The sequence below is a fragment of the Mycobacterium sp. Soil_C_30 genome (genome assembly GCF_057656995.1).
The window spans coordinates 95909-113257 of the sequence record NZ_JBDGJH010000003.1 but is presented as its reverse complement, the minus strand read 5'-3'; the positions used below and the strand labels follow the sequence as shown (position 1 = coordinate 113257).

Sequence of the window (17349 nt, the reverse complement as noted above, 5' to 3'; positions counted from 1 at the left end):
GCGATTCTCCCTTTTCGGTATCGGGACATCTCCGCGCAGAAACGAACACCTGTGCACCGCGTCGGAATCGATGGGCTCAGTGCGGATAGCGTGGACAGCTCTCAGCCTCCGAGATGCATCAGCTGGAACGGTGCACCTCCAAGAGCACCGCGCTGTGATCACTCTCGGGGAGGCGTTTTTCCACGCCGTTGGTCCTGCCCTGACGTAGGCCGGTGCGAACCTGATCGCGCTGTCGAGGCTGCCGGCAACCCGGTACCTGCGCCACGCAGCACGACAGGCTAGATCGTGCCCCCTCCACCCGACCGAGCAGTACAGGAGTCCTCGCCCGAAGACCTCGCGGTACTGCGGGCCCTACTCGACATGGCCTTACGGCCCCTCGCTTCTTCTGCGGGAGTCTCCCACGTCGAGCAGGTTCTGCTGGGGCGTTGCGCTACCAACTCAACGCGCTGGAGACGGTCGTGGCGCTCCGGCGGTGGAGCTGATTGATCTCGAGCACAGGTTGACCGCCGGGGCCGCTTGACTGCCGCGCCAGAAATCCAGGGGCGTCCGCTATTCTGCCTGGCGGAAATATGGTTCGACCGTGCCACTGAGCTTGATGACCATGGGATTTCCGCGGCGATCCTTTGCGGTAGGGACTTCAACACGCACCCAACCTTCGGCCACGTTGTATTCGTGAACGTTGGTTTTCTCGGTGCCATTGAAGCGGATACCCACGCCGCGGCGGAGAGCCTCTTCGCTGTAGAAGGCGCTGCGCGGATCGATGGAGAGGTGATTCGGTGGGCTGTCTGTGTTCTGATCCTCGGGCATGATGGCTTTCGTTGAGTGCTGCGTCAGGTGCTCGGATTGAGCCTCAAAGAGGCTACGCGGCCCTGCGGTAGCGAGTTGCGCGTAGGTCTTGGCGGGCCGCCTCGAATCAGCAGCGACGCCCCCTTCCCCCTGTGGCTTCTCATACTTCATGTCCACTACCAATCCCCTCGGCTGCGCGGACGGCAGCGTTCTCATCAGATGTCCACACCTCGAATTCTCACTTTCGTGTCCACCAGTTGGGAGACGCTGGTTGTCTTCACGGGACCCCTGTCATCCCCTTCCAGGCCCACGGCTCTCGATTGGTCGCGCGACGTGAACTCGATGGTCGAATCTCTTCAAATTTGATTCGGCTGCAACAGTTCTCAGGACCTGTGGCGATCGCTGCGATGTCGTCGGCGGACCACCGTGATAGGTGGGTTTAAGACCGGGGCCGACTGACTGGAATGGCAACGGTGCTGCTCACACCACAGGACGCCCCACGCCCACGTCAACTGATCAGTTGATCTGATCCTAGATCACCCCTTCTAAACATCGCCGGATCCGCTTACGGTCAGGGCATGCCGTCAACTCAGGCTTCGCAAGAGTCCTTCACCCGATCGGCACGCAAGGCCCAAATCGTGGCCGCTGCGATCGACGTGATCGCCGAGGTCGGGTTCGCCCACGCGTCGATCCGCAAAATCGCCGACCGGGTGGGAATCGCGATGAGCGCAGTCCTCTATCACTTCGGCACCAAAGACAATCTCGTCGACGCCATCGTCGAGCACATGTACCGCACGATGCTCACCCAGCTCGCCCCCGCAATCGACGCCGAGCGCACCGCCACCGGCAAGCTACACGCTTACATCCGTTGCAGCACCAGCTATTTCGGCACACACCGCGTCGCCCTGAAAGCGCTGGCCTCACTCGGCACCACCTACGTACCCACCGATGGGCGCCGTTTCGAAGAGCTCGGGCTCAGGCCCGACATCGCCGAGCAGCTCGCGATACTCGACCCCACCTCGATCCTGGCCGCCGGCCAACGCGACGGCGAGTTCGGGGACTTCCCGCTGCAGTCCACCGCGATCGCACTGCGCGGAGCTGTCAACGGTGTCGTCGATAAGGTGCTCGGCGACCCCGGCTACGACGCGGGCAGCTACGCCGGCGACTTGATCGAGATCTTCGATCGCATCGTGGGCAGGTCGCGATGAGCACCGTCGCGATTGCGGCAGTCGGCAGCCACGGTGACGTCGCCCCGCTGGCCGGGCTCGGCGCCGCACTCCAACAGGCCGGGCACCGGGTCGTCATCGCCGCCTACACACCGTTCGCCGACCTGATCAACGAAGCCGGGTGCGAGTTCCGGGAACTGTCTGCCGATTTCACGCCAGGCACCGACCACGCCGGTGCCACCATCAAAGAGGCGTTCGCCGCGATGTTCACCCCGCGCGGCCAGCGCGAGACTGGCCAGCTCATCCTTGGTGCCCTCGGCGAAGCACCCGCCGACATCCTGCTGCTACCACCGCTGGCCGAACTTGCCGGACACCCCCTGGCCGAAGCCCGCGCCATCCCCTCGGTCGGGGTCCGGATGCAACCGCTGTCGCCGACCGTGGACCATCCCCCGAGCCTGCTGGGTGCCTGGTCACTCGGCGGAGTCGGCAACCGGATGGCCGCCGGGGCCGCGGTGTGGGCCATCGATCATGTCTACGGCGAGGTTGTCGCGCACTTTCGACGTGAACTCGGACTCCCGAAAGCCTCTGCACGTGCGCTTCGGCGTCGCCGCACGGACGCCGACTGGCCAGTCCTGCACGGCTACTCACCCACCATCGTGTCTCGCCCCGCGGACTGGCGGCCTGGCTTGCAGGTCACCGGGTACTGGTGGCCACCAACTCCTTTCCCATGGCAGCCCCTACAAATCCTCAGTGAGTTCCTGGCCGCGGGCCCCGCGCCGGTGTTCATCGGGCTGGGCAGCACCGTGGTCACCGCGGCGCGCGCTGAGCAGCTCGCCGACATCATCGCCACAGCGCTGCCGCAGGCCGGCGTGCGCGGCATCGTCCAGTCCGGGTGGGCCGGACTCGACGTCGCCGGCGAGAACATTCTCACCATCGGTGACACACCGCACGAGTGGTTGTTCCCGCAGATGGCCGCCGTCGCACATCACTGCGGCGCCGGAACCACCGCCGCGGCCCTGCGTGCCGGCATCCCCAGCATCGCCCTGCCCGGGCCCGCAGGCGATCAACCCTTCTGGGCGCAGCGTCTGCACATGCTCGGCGCGGCCACCACGCCCCTGCCCCAGCGCCGGCTGACCGCGCAGCGCCTCGCCGCAGCCATCCGCACCACACTCAATTCCACCGACCTGCCGCAGAGCACCCGACGTCTGGCGGACCGCCTCGCCGGCGAGGACGGCACCACCGCAGCCGTCACCGCCATTGAGCAACTCCTGTACTCATTCCATCGCTGAGAGGTACAGCCCATGGCCGCAGAGGAACTCATGGGCAACGCGCTGCTGGCCGGAGCGTTCGTTCTGGCCGGCGTTGCCATCGGCGCCGGCGTCGGAGACGGCATGGCCGGCGCCCAACTAATCGGCGGAGTCGCCCGCCAACCCGATGCACTGTCCCGCCTCTACACGCCCCTCTTCATCACCGTCAGCCTCGTCGCAGCCACCTTTCATCAACGTGGCGTTTATGGCCCTGTTCGGTATTCGCCACACCCGGACTCTGACTGGCCACCCGACAACCGGCTACCCACCGGAACACCCAGGGCTCCCGGAAGGCACCTACACGTGCAAGCATCCCTTGACCAACCACAGTGGTGGCATCCAGCCCCACAAGGCGTGCCGAACCACTGGCTGCTGGCGGCCGCCGAAAAAGCCGGGACGGCGGCGATCAACCGGCTACCACCACGGCTGCGCCCCCACGTGCTGCGCGCAACCCGCCATACCCGGCCGTCCCGAAACCATCGCAGCCACCGACGCAGCCGGTCTCACACGCGACGACAAATTCTGGTGGGCGTTCAAGCTCTATGCCGACGGTATGCCGTTCAACGACCAAACTCTGTCACCGATCAACGAGTCCGTCGCCGGTCTGCCACCAGTGCACATCAATGTCGGCACCGAGGACATCTTCCTCCACGATATCCGTCGATTCCGAGATGCCCTGCACGCCAATAATGTTCCCGTCGCCTACATCGAGCAGGAACGCGTCGAGCACGCGTATACGATGCGCACCAACACTCCCCAAGCCCGCTGGGCGCTCAACGAGCAAATCCGTTGGCTGGAAGCCAAACTGCCGCCGACTGTTCACGTGAGCGAGCGATGATCGGCGAGCCGGCATCGCTGCCCGGCTGACGTCACACTAGGTAGCCGGCGCCGCCAACGTAGGTCGTGTCGGATCATCGCGTGGCAGTGCCGCTCGGCTGATCCGGCAGCGGCCCGCCCTCAACAAATTGACCCATTGCGGGGTGTCACCGCACCTCGATGCGCGCGGCGAGGATGGCGGTCCATTCGGTGAGGTAGTCGGCGTCGTCGACGATGGGGTTGTTGCGGCGGAACACTTTTGTGGCGACGCGTGCGCCGAGCAGGCTGTTGACGGCCACAGCAGCCAGGGTGGCGCAATGGGGTTGAGTAAGTGCGGGATTCCAACTGTGGACCCAGCCGGCGAGTTCGCCGGTGAGTCCGTCAACGAGGGCTGCGTAGGCGGTGTCGAGGCGCTCGGATAGTCCGGTGGGGGTACGGGCGGCAATCTGCAGCAGTTCACTTTCTTGGTCGATGACGCTGAGCAGGTAGCGGCCGAGGACGGTCAGCTCACTGTGGAGGTCGCCAAGACCTGCAAACAAGGCCCGGATGTCGCTCATCGCCGCGCGCCGATCAAGCTGCCGGTCGATGCCTGCCGTCAGCAGGGCGTCCTTGGACTTGAAGTGCCGGTACAGGGCTCCTGATCCGGCGGCCAACCCCGCGGCAGCCTCAATCTGAGAGACGCTGGTCGCCTCGAAACCCTTGTCGCTGAACAGCTTCATCGCTTCATCGAGCAGCCGGTCACGAGTCGGCGCGGTCATTGACTCTCCCAAAGTGATCACTTACTGTCTGTCTGGAATCACTTTAACATCAGGTGGTTGCCTGGGAGGAGGTCCACGCGATGTCAACCGACGACGATCACGTATCCGTCGGCAGAGTCCGCCGGACTATGCCGCTGGCCGGGTTCACCACCCGCGCGGCCGGCGGCCGACTGGTGGCTGGGTTGCGGGAACGCGCCGGTGACCACGGCGCTGTCGACCGCTTCCACGCCAAGACCGCCGACCGGTACGCCGAATTGCTCGGCAACTCCAAGGGCGCGCTGATGAAGATCGGACAGCTGGCTTCCCTAGTGGACACCAGCACTCTGGGCACCGGCGGCTTCGCGCCCTACCAGCGATCCCTGACCCGCCTGCAGGCGGCAGCCCCACCAATGGCGGCAACTCTCGTCGGTGAGATTTTGGCACGCGAGATCCCCTCAGGCAGAGGTTCATTCGCCGACTTCGACGACGAACCGATGGCAGCGGCATCCATCGGCCAGGTGCACCGCGCCACCCTGCACGACGGCCTCGACGTCGCGGTCAAGATCCAATACCCCGGCGTCGCCCGCGCGATCCGCGAGGATCTCGCCAACACCGAACTCGTTGCCACCTTCTTGCGCTTCGCCACTTCAGCGTCAGGCATCGTATTCGATCCCCGCCGGATGGCGCGCGAGTTCACCGAACGCATCGCCGAGGAGGTCGACTACCGTCGCGAAGCCGCTAACCTCGCCGCATTCAGCGAGCTCTACCGCGACCACCCGTTCATCAGGATCCCCGAACCGATACCCGACCTGAGTACCGGGCACGTCCTGACCATGACCTATCTCGAGGGAATGAACTGGGACACCGCACAAACAGCCGATCAAGGCCTGCGTAACACCTGGGCAGAGGCGGTCATGCGGTTCAACTACGGCAACATCCGCCACGCCAACCTGCTGCACGCCGACCCCCACCCGGGCAACTACCGGTTCGGCAGCGACGGCACTGTCGGCGTCGTCGACTTCGGGTGCATCAAGGTGATGCCCGAACGCGCGCGACGACTGTGGATCGACATCTTCCGCGCCACCGTCGACGGACGCCACGACGATCTGCGCTCCTACGCAGTCACCGCCGGGTTCATCACCGACGAATCACCGCTCACTGCTGCCGACGTGGCCGAGTTCTGGGGTCACGTGCTCAGCGAGACCCTGTCCGAGGAGCAGCCCGCCACGTACACCGCGGCCAGCACCGCTCTCTCGGCGCGGTGGCTGTTCGGCCTGGACGCGGCCAACCCGTTGTCGAAGATGGCCGCACCCGATGACTACGCCTTCGCGCCCCGCGCGCAGCAGGCGCTGACCGCCGTATGCGCGGGATTGCAGGCAACTGTGGCGGTCCGCGCGATCGCTGACGACATGGACGGCATCGCCCCACCCACAACTGGTCTCGGCCTAGCCCACCACGCCTGGGTCCGTGAGCGTGGCCTACCTGGAGCGTTCGACGATCATGACGACCTCTAACCTCGACCGCCCACGGCTGCCGTGGGGTGCCGCCGACCCCTACCCGTTCTACGAGGCACGGCGCCGTACTGGCGATGTTGTGTGGGACGACACCGCCGGCGCCTGGCTTGTTCTCGGACACCGCTCAGCCCGGCAGGTCCTGTCCTCCCCCGATTGGACCAGCGACCCACGCGCTAACCCGGCTACCGCCAGCGATTCGTTCTTCAGCTCCGACCTGTTGGCCGCCACCATGCTGTTCACCGACGGCGCCACCCACGACCGGCTGCGCGGCGCGGTGCGCGACGTGTTCAGTCGATCCTTCATCGACGAACTGACCGACGGCATTGAAAGCCTCTGCGCCCAGGCCGTTTCGGCGACCGAGGCCGGGGTTGAGTTCGACGTGATGTCCGAGATCGCGGGGCCGCTGCCCGTCGCGATCATCGGCGCCTGGCTGGGCCTGAACCCCGCCCAGTGTGCCGTCCTGCGCGACCAGTCCCCCGCGATCATTCGCGTGCTCAACGGCATCACCGATGACGCTGACACCGTCCAAGAGGGTTTAGCAGCCTCCACCACCATGGTCACGGAGTTCCTGCCCGCCGCCGCCGAGCGCCGCGCCCACCCGCGAGACGACCTGCTCAGCTACCTCGCCACCGCAGAAGACGTAACGCTGGAGGAGGTCGTCGCTACCGCTATCCTCCTCGCGGTCGCCGGTCACGAGACCACCGCCAACCTGCTCGGTGCAAGCCTGATCCGCCTGCTCACACCCGCAGCTGACGGCACCCGGCACGCTGATCACGTCGACGTCGACGACCCAGCTGTGTTCACTGAACTGCTCCGCCTGGATGCTCCTGTACAGGCCGCCGTCCGCACCGCCGCCGTCGATCAGCACCTCGACCGCGCCGACATCCGCCGGGGCGACACCGTTGTGGTGTGCATCGCCGCTGCCAACCGCGACCCCGACGTGTACACCGACCCTGCGCAGTTCCGTCCTGGGCGACCCGGCCCACCTCCACTGACCTTCGGCCGCGGCGCGCACTACTGCCTCGGAGCATCATTGGCGCGCTTGGAAACCACCGCCGCGCTGCGACACATTCTGCGCCGCCGCCCCGTCCTTGCTGACACACCGACATGGCGCGATACCCCCGCCATCCGCGGACCGCTGCGCCTCCCAGCGCGATTCACTCGATAGGGACGACAAATGGTGAAACCAGCGGAGCACATACCGCACGGCCGCATTCGACGCACCATGCCACTGGCCCGATTCACTGCCCAGGCTGCTGGCGGCCGAGTGCTGGCAGGCATCCGCGAGCGCGCCGGTCACGAGGGTGAGGTGCGCCGGTTCCATGAACGCACCGCCGAGCGCTACACCGATCTGCTGGGTAATTCCAAGGGCGTGCTGCTGAAGGCCGGCCAAATGATGTCCATGATGGACAGTCGAGAACTCGGGACAGGCGGCTTCTGGCCTTACCAGAACGCGATGCGCCGGCTGCAGGCCGACGCTCCACCCATGCATCCCGTACTGGTGCGTGAGGTGCTCGACGCCGAACTCGGCCGAAATATCGCCCTCTTCGCCGACTTCACTGAGACCCCCATCGCTGCGGCATCGATCGGTCAGGTGCACCGCGCCGTTCTCCACGACGGACGTCAGGTAGCGGTCAAAATCCAGTATCCAGGCGTCGCCCAGGCGATCCGCGCCGATCTGGCCAACACCGAACTGCTGGCCACATTCCTGCGATTCATGACTTCGGCGGCGGGGGTGCGACTCGATGTGCGCGCTGTCGCCCGAGAGGCGGCGGCACGGATAATCGAAGAAGTGGACTACCGCCACGAGGCGGCGACGATAGAGACCTTCACCAGCCTGTACCAGGACCATCCGTTCATTCGAATTCCGAAGGTCCATCACACGACCTCGAGCGAGCGGGTGCTGACGATGACCTACCTCGACGGGATGGACTGGCCGGAGGCGCAACACGCCGAGCAGGGTTTGAAGAACACCTGGGCTGAAGCCGTCATTCGGTTCAACCAAGGCAACTTTCGGTACTCGAACCTGCTGCACGCCGATCCGCATCCGGGGAACTTTCGTTTCAACACTGATGGCAGCGTCGGCTTCGTCGACTTCGGCTGCGTGAAGGTGTTGCCCGAACCGGAGCGGTGGCGACTGGTTGCCATGACGCGCGCCGTCATCGACGGCCGCAAGGACGACTACCGCGACCTGATGGTGCAGGCAGGTTTCCTCGACAACGACTCCGACGTCACCGCCGACGAGTTGTACCAATGGCAGGCAGAGGCGCTCCACGAAATCGTCACGTCGCCACAGCCAGCAACTTACACACCGCAAACCACCGGGCGAATCATTGCGGCCTACTTCGATGTCCGCGGCTCCGAACATCCGCTCGGCCGCATGAACGCGCCAGACGACTACGTGTTCGCCAGCCGCGGAACCTTCGCCCTCAACGCCGTAGCCGCCGGCCTCGGCGCCACCTTGCCAATGAGAGCCATCATGAACGACCTGGACGGCGTTAGCGAACCCGTCACTGAACTCGGCAGGCTGCACCACACCTGGACCCGCGACCGCAACCTGCCCTCAGCCCTGGGTCACCATGACCGATCCCGAACGGATACCAGAACCGCAGGCGACCAATGAGTTTGGCGCACGGCGGATACAAGAGCCCCGAGGCGCGTCAACGCTTTCTGAGCGCCTACGACGAACTGCGGGCCCTGAGCCCGTCACCAGACGCGCTGCACAACATCGCAACCGAGCACGGCAGCGTCCGGGTCTACCAGCACGGACCGGGCCACGGCGTGCCGATTGTGCTTATCCACGGCTTCTTCATGACATCGGCGATGTGGTGGGCGCAAGTCGGTGAATTGACAAACGATTTCACCGTGTACGCGATAGACATGCTTGGGCAACCAGGAGCAGGGGTGCAGACCAGGAAGATGTCCACCCCGGCCGATGCCGCCCACAACATCGACGCGGTGCTGACGAGCCTCGGGCTCCGCGGCGCACACCTCGTCGGGCATTCCTACGGTGGTTGGCTAGCCGCCCACACCGCCGCATACGCACCTCGACGGATAGCGACCTTAACGCTCATTGATCCAGCCGCCACGGTTGTTCGACTCTCAACACGATTCTGGCGAGCCTGGCACTGCTCCTGTCGTGCCCTCGCTCCAAGCAAGCCCAACGCGCCGCGGCGTGGGTGACGGGCCACCCCCAGCCAGGTACCGCGATCGACGTACTCACCAGAGTCTTCGTGACCGGGTTCGACACGTTCGCAGCACCCATAAACACACCACCCCTGCGATACACGGGCAATCGTCTACTCCGCTCAGTAGGGCTTCCTGTCCAAGTGCTCATCGCAGGCAACTCAATCCACACCTCAGAGGAGAAAGCGATTCACCGAATCAAATCGGTGGTGCCAGCCTGGCGTCACCGACAATGGCCCAACGCCTCCCACCTGCTGCCCGCCGAGGATCCCGCAGAGGTCAATGCCTGCATCCGCCAGTTCGTGCTTACACACCTCTCGCGCTAGGGCTAATCCCCACAATCAACTCAGCTGGTGGAGATCACCTCACGTCCCTCTCCCCTGAATACCGTCCGGCCTATTAGCCGCACGGCTTGGGCGAGACCTGCATCGGCCTTGCCGCTTTGTGCTTCTGCGCCCTCTCGGATTGCGGGCGCAGGATCCTCGCCAGCTGCAGGCACCAGCAACCCACACCGTGGTGCGTAGCGGCTGTTCATCAAATCTGTTGCGCAAAAAAGGTATTTACCACCTCGTATCGCCGGCCCGGGTTTAACGACTATCATTCGCGCAACAACTCGATAGATGAAATTCTCACATACGTGGCCAAATGCCCATCGTGTACTGACCCGCCCCCGGCCGATCACGCTCGCATTACTGCCGTATCCGGCGGATGACCAGGTTGGCTAGGCGGGGCGGGTCATGTCGAACAGGGTACCGGGACCGATCTCCGCGTAGCTCGCTGGGACGCCGGCACGAAGGACGGGGTGTGGTCCGGCGGTGTTGTAGATAGCGTTTGTTAGCCAGGCTCGGTCGACGTGTACGGCGACAACTTCGCCCAGCACGAGCCAGGTATCAACAGCGGTACCGTCGGCCTGCTGAAGCTGTGTGACTTGTGTCAGTTGGCATTCGAAGTTGACTGGACCTTCCTGCACGTGTGGCGCCGAGACCCACGGTTGAGAGAACCGGTGTCAGCCGTGCACTTTCGAATTCATCGTGTTCGGCCGGCAATGTCGCGGCGGTTTGATTCATCTGTGTCGCGAGCTGGCGCGTGGCCAGGTTCCAGACGAACTCTCCGGTGGTGTCGATGTTGGCGGCGGTGTTTTTCCAGCCGATAGAGGAGAACAAGATGATCCGGGGGGTGATAGTTGAAGCCGTTGAAGAAGCTGTACGGGGCGAGGTTTCGTATACCGGCGCGGTCGATGCTGGAGATCCATCCGATGGGTCGTGGTCCGACGATCGCGTTGAACGGGTCGTGGGGAAGTCCCGTCCCGTCGACTGGCCGGTAGAAGTGGACATCAGGTCTCGCCATGCCAGATCCTCTGTGTCAGGCGCTTTTTGGGCTGGATTACGACGTGAATCCCCACCGTTCCCAGTTGTCGAGGACCTTCTGCTTCACCGGTGCTGGGTAGTTCTTGTCGAAGGACATAACTCGCTTCTGGGGCCGGCCCACTCTGTCGGCGTTTTCCAGGCAGGCGTAGATCACGAGGGAGGTTCCTCGGTTCTCGGCGAGTTCGCGAGCGACGTGGTAGGACTCGATACCGTCGCCGAACGCTTGCAGTTCGGGGAAGAAGTAGGTGGTGAATGTCGGGTGGTTGCGTGACGCGAAGGCCCACACCACCTGCTGAACGTCGGAAGGGTCGATGTCCTCACCGACAACAAGGATTTTGGTGACGGTATCGCCCACGTGTTGGGTCCAGAAAGTGTTGCCGAGACGATTCATGAACTCGTCGAGTGTCCAGCCGGTGCGTTCGTGCCAGTCGGTGGGCACACGGACGACGAACCACAGAATGGCGGCTTCGAAGAGGTACATGCCGTCGAGGACGGGCAGGCCGGCCTTGCGTAGCTCGACCACCGAATCGGAGGAGATGAAGAACCCCATGGTGACGTGGCAGTTGTCGATGGGCACGCCGGGGATCGACATGGGCAGCACCGGGTTGTCACGAAAGGTTACGCAGGTGACCTTCTGCCGGGGAAAGGTCGTCGTCTCGTCGGGCAGGTAGCCGGGGTATTCCCCGAAGGGGCCTTCCGGTTCACTGGTGCCGTACTCGACGACCCCTTCGATGATGATCTCGGCGTCAGCGGGCACGAGGATGTCGCTGGTTTCGCATTTGACCATGTCGAGTGGTTCATCCAGCAGTGCGCTGGCGACGTCATACTCGTCGACCCATGCCGGTATCCGCGATGCGGCTTGGGTTGAGGCGACCGGACTTACCCCCAAAGCGCATGCCCATGGCATGTCGCGCTTCTGCTCGCGCCACATGCCCCAGATCATGCCGTTGTGCTGTTTGGGCCACCATTGACCGGTCATGGTCTGGGCATCGAGAATGACCGCGCGATTGGTTGACCAGTTGGTCCAGCGCCCATCGGGGGTTTGAGTGATGTTCAGGCCGGCGGTCTGCAGGTAGCGTCCCCCGTCGCCGTCATGGGCCAGCGGCGCGGGGATCTTGTTCAGGTCGACTTGGTCGCCCACCCAGGTGTTTTGCTTGCAGGGCGCATCGGCCGCATCCAGGATTCGCGGTGCGTGGGCGCGGCCGTTTTCCTTGGCCTCGATGTAGGCGGCCTGAATATCCATCAAGGGTGTCTCGGGCGGTAGGCCCATCATGACCGCCAGCCGGCGCCATGGTTGACCGGGGTGCGAGCTCTTTCCCATTCCCCAGTCGGCAGCGCGAAAGCCTGGCGCCGCGTCCTTGACCTTGTTGAAAACTGGCATGGGTGCGCATGTTTCGGCGGCGCGGCGGAAGATGGCGCCCATTTCCAGGTTCCAATCGACCTCGTCGTTGATCTCGACGAGTTCACCCAACTCTTTCATTGCGGCCAGGTAGGCGCGGTAGCTACGCGGGATCTGGGTGCGGTCGATACGGTAGGTCATCGTGCTCCTGTCTTCAGGCGTGGGCCGCGAGGTGAAGGCGCTGTTCGCCGGCGATCTGCGATTCGGGGCCGCCGCCGGTCCACCGAGGGAACAGGTCGCGGTGAAGTTCTATGTCGCACAGGTCCAGGACGCGGTTGGCGGTCTGATCGACGATGTCCTGCAGTGTGGCGGGCCGCTGGTAGAAGGCAGGTGTCGCCGGCATGATGACCGCACCCATTTCAGCGAGTTGAGTGAGCATCCTCAGATGCCCAACGTGCAAGGGTGTTTCACGTACCAGCAGCACGAGACGGCGGCGCTCTTTGAGGGTGACGTCGGCAGCCCGCAGCAGCAGGTTGTCCGCGTATGAGGTGGCGATGCCGGATGCCGTCTTGATCGAGCAGGGGGCCACCACCATCGAATGCGCCCGAAAAGACCCTGATGCGATCGAGGCCCCGATGTCGTTGGTGCGGTGAACAATGTCGGCGCGGTCTTCGATATCGCTGAGGGTGAGATCGGTTTCCAGCGCCAGGGTGCGCTTGGCTGCTTGCGTCATGACCAGATGGGTCTCGATATCGGGTTCTTCGGCAAGGGCTTCCAGGATCCGGATGCCGAAGATCGCACCACTGGCTCCCGACATACCGACGATGACTCTGCGCTTCACACTCAACTCCGTTCCGGCGACCCGCCACGTGGCGGCGAGTTCGCATCGACTGTTCGGAGTCTGGTGCGCCGGGTAGGCCGGCGTCCAATAGGAATCATCACCGGCAGCCATCGGCTTCGTCGATAGCTGCCGGATCAGCGGTACCTATGGCTGCATCGCCAAACACTATTGGACGCTGGCGGATTCGGCCATCACGCTGTGAGCGTTCCTACGTCTTCGATCGGAGTGTGTCTTTGATGCCCACCCCCACCGTCGTTCTCGTGCACGGCGCCTTCGCCGATGCATCGTCCTATCAGCCCGTCACCAAGGGCCTACTGGATTCTGGAATTCCTGTGGTCGCCGTCGCTGTGCCCAACCGCAGCCTCACCGCAGACGCGGCGGTGGTGCGCTCATTCGTCGAGTCCATCGAGGGGCCCGTTCTGCTGGTCGGACACTCCTACGGCGGCGCGGTCATCACCGAGGCCGGCAACGCCTCTAACGTCGCGGCGCTGCTCTATCTGGCCGGCTACGCACTGGCCGAAGGCGAGAGCCTGGCCCAGCTTCAAGGCCAGTTCCCGGACTCCGACCTACCCGAAGCGCTCATCCAGACACCATTCCCGGCTACTTCCTTCTCTCCCGCCGGTGTGGATGTGTCGGTGGATCCGGCGAGGTTCGCTGCGGTACTGGCCGCCGACGTCGATCCCGACCTGGCGTCGGTGCTGGCTGTGTCACAGCGACCCCTGGCGGCGGCTGCCTTCGCCGAACACGCCACGACAGCAGCCTGGCAGACTCGTCCGACCTGGGCAGTGGTGTGCACCTCCGATCACGGCATCCTTCCGCAGGTGCAACGCTTCGGCTACGAACGTGCCGGCGCGACGATCCGCGAGGTCGAGTCCTCGCATCTGGTGATGTTGTCGCAACCTGGCTTCGTCATCGACACCATCCGTGAGATTGTGGGCGCGCTAGGCTGACCCCGCTGGCAATTGCTGTGACGCAGCGCACCCACCGGCATACCGGCTAGCAGTAATCTCTGCTCATTCCGGTAGCGACCATTCAGAGTCATCGGGCATCGTATCGGCCCATGGAGTTGCGCACCCTGGAGTACTTCGTCGCGGTAGCCGAGGAAGGCTCGTTCACCCGAGCCGCTCAGAAGTGCTTCATCACCCAGCCCTCGATCAGTGCGCAGATCCAGGGTCTCGAACGCGAGCTCGGTGAAGCACTGTTCGACCGCACCCAGCGCACCACCGCCCTCACCGACGCTGGTCAGGTGCTGCTGCCCTACGCACGCCAGTGCATCCAGGCCGCCGGAGACGCCAAGGCGGAATTCTCGGCACGCGCGGGTCTGCTGCGCGGAGAGTTCCGGATCGGCACCGGAGGTGGGGTCGAGCACACCACGATCCCCAACCTGCTCGGCGCCCTCCGACACAAATATCCAGGTATCGACATCGACGTGGCCGAAGCTCCCAGCAAGACGTTGCTTGAGATGGTCCTACAGAATCAGTTGCACGCAGCGGTGATTGCGCGTCCTGTCGACGCGTTGCCCTCCACGGTGAACATCTCCCCTATGTTCAGGGACGAGATCGTCGCCGCATACGACCCAACTGCCTACGCCCTGGGCGATTCGGACCCGCTCGACCTGGCTGACATCGCGCGCGCACCGATCATCACCTACCCCACCAGCAGTGCGCTTCGCGCCAGCGTCGAACGGGTCGCCGCCGAGGCGGGTCTGGACTTCCGGACCAACTATGCCGCCAACGATGTGCGGTTACAGGTCACCTTCGCCCAGCAGGGGCTCGGCGTCGCCCTGAGTGTCCGATCGGACCCTGCACTGCGGGACACCGGCCTGACCATTCGGCGCGTCGCACCGCGCGTCGGATTCGAGAAGATCCTGATCTGGCGCAACGATCTCGCGCCGTCCGCACCGCTGCGGGCATTCCTGGAGCTGTGGGACACCATGAACATCGAGGACGGCAAGCTCAGCGCATGATCGCCTGAGTCCATACACCGCGACGAATCCTCAAGCGAAGCAGATGCGGCCGGCGGGTTGTCTGCTCCACACTCCCGACTCGGCACGAACAACGCTGTCTGGCAATGACGTCGGTTCTTGCTCCGAAAAGCGTGGCGCCAATTCGCGGTTAACGCAGCAATTTTGGCGCACCTACCCTGACGGTATAGGCGCAACCTATGCCGCCAGGTCGAAGAACCAATTGGACCGCACCCACATCACTGCGCGAAGCTTGGGTCGACAACATCATCAGACTCAGAGTCACACGGTGATGCGCCGGCGATCAGACCGACACCACTGATCGAGCCCCGCACTCCGTCACACCTTCCCCTCACCTCGGTCGCAACACCCCATCTCGTGCGAAAGAGAGCCCTCATGTCCACAGTGGAGTCCCACGTATCCATTCCTGCACTCGCGCAGGCTTTCTCCGACTCGCTATCGCGCCCTGACGCCGTACTGACCGATGCTGATGCACTCGCCGCGCACAGCCATGACTACTGGGGCCTGGGCGGCACTCCGGTACTGGTCGTCAAACCCCACACCACTGATGAGGTGGTGGCGATCGTGCGCCTCGCCGCCGAACACGGCGTTCGGTTGGTCACGCGAGGCGGCGCGTCCAACTGCGCTGGTGCCGTGATGGCGGGCGATGACCGGGTCATGATCGACCTGTCCGGGATGGACCGCCTCATCAGCATCGACGCCGACGCGCGTACTGCGCGGGTGCAGCCGGGCGTCGTGAACAGCACTCTGCAGGAAGCCCTTGCCCCGCATGGGTTGTGCTTCTCACCAGACCCCGTCTCGTCGCACTTCGCCACCGTAGGCGGCAACATCATCGAGAACGCCGGCGGCCCCCACGCACTCAAATACGGCGTGACCTACCACCACGTGCTCGAAGCAGAGGCCGTACTCGCCGACGGCACCATCGTCACCCTCACCGCCGACGCCGAGGGCACCGACCTGCTCGGCATTCTCATCGGATCCGAGGGCACACTTGCCATCCTCACTGAAGCCACCGTCGCGCTGCGCCCCATCCCGGCCGTCACCCGCAGCCTCATGGGTAGCTTCGCCACCGCCCGCGACGCCGCCGACACCGTCGCTGCGATCATCCAAACCGGCACCGTGCCGGCCTGCGTCGAATGGCTCGACCACACCGGCATCGTCGGCCTCCAGCAGTACGTCGACACCGGCTACCCTCAGGACGCCGCAGCCATCGTGCTCGTCGATCTCGACGGCACCGACGAAGAGGTCGAACGCGACACCACAATTGTCGACGAGGTGATGCGCCGGCGCGCTGTCGACGTGCGTCGCGCCGACAGCGAGGACGACCGGCACAAGCTCTGGTTCGGCAGGTTGGCCGCCCCCGACCTCGTGGTCAAGAGCGGCAAAGGTTTCTTCATCGGCGATGTCACCGTGCCCCGTCAGCACTTCCCCGAGATGCAGGAAGCCATCCAGGCCGCAGCCGCGCGCCACACCGACGGACTGCTGTTCATCATGACCTGCGGGCACGCCGGCGACGGAGATCTGCACCCGTTCACCTTCTACGACCGCGACAACCCCAAAGCCCCCGCAGCCCTGAAAGCCGCCAACAACGAAATCATCGATGCGGCACTGAGTCTGGGAGGCACAATCACCGGGGAGCACGGAGTCGGTACCGAGAAGCGCCCCTTCATGACCAAGCGCTTCACCCCCGTGGAGATCGCCGCTCAGCGCGCCATCAAGCGGGTCTTCGACCCCCACGGGCTGCTCAATCCCGGCATCATGCTGCCCGACGAGTCCGTCGCCGAACCCGACGTCAGCCGCTTCGAGCACGCCGTGGAGGCAGCGTTGGCGCCATACCGGGCCGGCGCTGTCAGTACCCCACCACCCCCGGTCGCTGCCGCACCCGATGCCGACACCCACACCGTGGTCAACGCCGCCAACCTCAGCCTGGTCGTTGGCGCCGGCGTAACGCTCGCCGAACTCACCGCACACTTGGATCGCAACCGTGTCAGCTGCGCTGCCATCCCCTCCACTGACACCCAGCGCACCATCGGCGAGCTGATCGCCAACGCCACTGGCGCCGAGCGCACTGCCGTCCGCCACGCACTACTCGGACTCAACGTGGTTCTCCCTGATGGCAACACACCCGCGCGGTTCGGTGGCGAAAGCATGAAAGACGTCGCCGGCTACGACACCAAACGGTTGTTCATCGGTAGCGGCAACACCTTAGGCACCATCACCACCGCCATCTTCAAGATCACAGTGCAGCAGCAGAGCGCGGGCAGCTGACCGAACCCACCCCTGAACTCGCCCGACAAAGGACCAGC

At 64.5% G+C, this 17349-nt stretch carries 14 protein-coding genes and 1 pseudogene; 11 read left to right on the top strand and 4 right to left on the bottom strand.

The genetic code is table 11. The features are described from left to right. Positions 1-549: 549 nt before the first annotated feature. The gene (locus AC3A6P_RS06195) at positions 550-807 is read right to left on the bottom strand and encodes a DUF3297 family protein (RefSeq protein ID WP_487690582.1); all 258 of its coding nucleotides are present in this window, start codon (positions 805-807) and stop codon (positions 550-552) included. A gap of 557 nt (positions 808-1364) precedes the next feature. Here AC3A6P_RS06195 and AC3A6P_RS06190 point away from each other — a divergent pair. The 4 genes and pseudogenes from AC3A6P_RS06190 to AC3A6P_RS06175 all read left to right on the top strand — a co-directional run bounded on the left by AC3A6P_RS06190 (position 1365) and on the right by AC3A6P_RS06175 (position 4097). Further along, positions 1365-1994, top strand: a complete 630-nt coding sequence (locus AC3A6P_RS06190; RefSeq protein ID WP_487689663.1) for a TetR/AcrR family transcriptional regulator — start codon at positions 1365-1367, stop codon at positions 1992-1994. After that, complete coding sequence (locus tag AC3A6P_RS06185) at positions 1991-3241, top strand: glycosyltransferase (protein WP_487689660.1); 1251 nt, start codon at positions 1991-1993, stop codon at positions 3239-3241. The genes AC3A6P_RS06190 and AC3A6P_RS06185 overlap by 4 nt, the downstream gene beginning before the upstream one ends. A 12-nt stretch (positions 3242-3253) precedes the next feature. Then, positions 3254-3501, top strand: a pseudogene (gene atpE / locus AC3A6P_RS06180) (ATP synthase F0 subunit C). Positions 3502-3575: 74 nt separating this feature from the next. Continuing rightward, on the top strand, positions 3576-4097 hold the full coding sequence (locus tag AC3A6P_RS06175; protein WP_487689657.1) for an alpha/beta hydrolase: 522 nt from the start codon (positions 3576-3578) through the stop codon (positions 4095-4097). A 145-nt stretch (positions 4098-4242) separates the two neighbouring features. Here the strand turns inward: AC3A6P_RS06175 and AC3A6P_RS06170 are convergent, their stop codons facing one another. Beyond that, positions 4243-4833, bottom strand: coding sequence for a TetR/AcrR family transcriptional regulator (locus tag AC3A6P_RS06170; protein WP_487689654.1), 591 nt, complete (start codon positions 4831-4833; stop codon positions 4243-4245). Positions 4834-4913: 80 nt separating this feature from the next. On the opposite strand from AC3A6P_RS06170, the gene AC3A6P_RS06165 reads away from it, so the two are divergent. The 4 genes from AC3A6P_RS06165 to AC3A6P_RS06150 are packed head-to-tail and all read left to right on the top strand — an operon-like array spanning position 4914 to position 9509. Further along, the gene (locus AC3A6P_RS06165; protein WP_487689652.1) at positions 4914-6326 is read left to right on the top strand and encodes an ABC1 kinase family protein; all 1413 of its coding nucleotides are present in this window, start codon (positions 4914-4916) and stop codon (positions 6324-6326) included. Next, positions 6313-7494 carry a cytochrome P450 gene (locus AC3A6P_RS06160; RefSeq protein ID WP_487689649.1) on the top strand — a complete coding sequence of 394 codons (1182 nt, stop codon included), beginning with the start codon at positions 6313-6315 and terminating at the stop codon, positions 7492-7494. The genes AC3A6P_RS06165 and AC3A6P_RS06160 overlap by 14 nt, the downstream gene beginning before the upstream one ends. Positions 7495-7503: 9 nt before the next feature. After that, entirely contained in the window at positions 7504-8949 is a 1446-nt protein-coding gene (locus AC3A6P_RS06155) for an ABC1 kinase family protein (protein ID WP_487689646.1), read from the top strand. Then, entirely contained in the window at positions 8946-9509 is a 564-nt protein-coding gene (locus AC3A6P_RS06150) for an alpha/beta fold hydrolase (RefSeq protein WP_487689644.1), read from the top strand. Before AC3A6P_RS06155 ends, AC3A6P_RS06150 begins: the two co-directional genes overlap by 4 nt. Before the next feature lie 1386 nt (positions 9510-10895). Here AC3A6P_RS06150 and AC3A6P_RS06145 read toward each other — a convergent pair. Together AC3A6P_RS06145 and AC3A6P_RS06140 are read right to left on the bottom strand one after the other, a co-directional pair. Next, complete coding sequence (locus tag AC3A6P_RS06145; RefSeq protein WP_487689641.1) at positions 10896-12419, bottom strand: UbiD family decarboxylase; 1524 nt, start codon at positions 12417-12419, stop codon at positions 10896-10898. Positions 12420-12432: 13 nt separating this feature from the next. Next, the gene (locus AC3A6P_RS06140; protein ID WP_487689638.1) at positions 12433-13059 is read right to left on the bottom strand and encodes a UbiX family flavin prenyltransferase; all 627 of its coding nucleotides are present in this window, start codon (positions 13057-13059) and stop codon (positions 12433-12435) included. 236 nt (positions 13060-13295) lie between these two features. Between AC3A6P_RS06140 and AC3A6P_RS06135 the strand changes: the two genes are divergently transcribed. The 3 genes from AC3A6P_RS06135 (at position 13296) to AC3A6P_RS06125 (ending at position 17311) form a co-directional block, all read left to right on the top strand. Beyond that, on the top strand, positions 13296-14009 hold the full coding sequence (locus tag AC3A6P_RS06135) for an alpha/beta fold hydrolase (protein WP_487689636.1): 714 nt from the start codon (positions 13296-13298) through the stop codon (positions 14007-14009). A 110-nt stretch (positions 14010-14119) separates the two neighbouring features. Next, positions 14120-15025, top strand: coding sequence for a LysR family transcriptional regulator (locus tag AC3A6P_RS06130; protein ID WP_487689633.1), 906 nt, complete (start codon positions 14120-14122; stop codon positions 15023-15025). Between the two features lie 393 nt (positions 15026-15418). Then, entirely contained in the window at positions 15419-17311 is a 1893-nt protein-coding gene (locus AC3A6P_RS06125; protein ID WP_487689630.1) for an FAD-binding oxidoreductase, read from the top strand. Positions 17312-17349 lie beyond the last annotated feature (38 nt).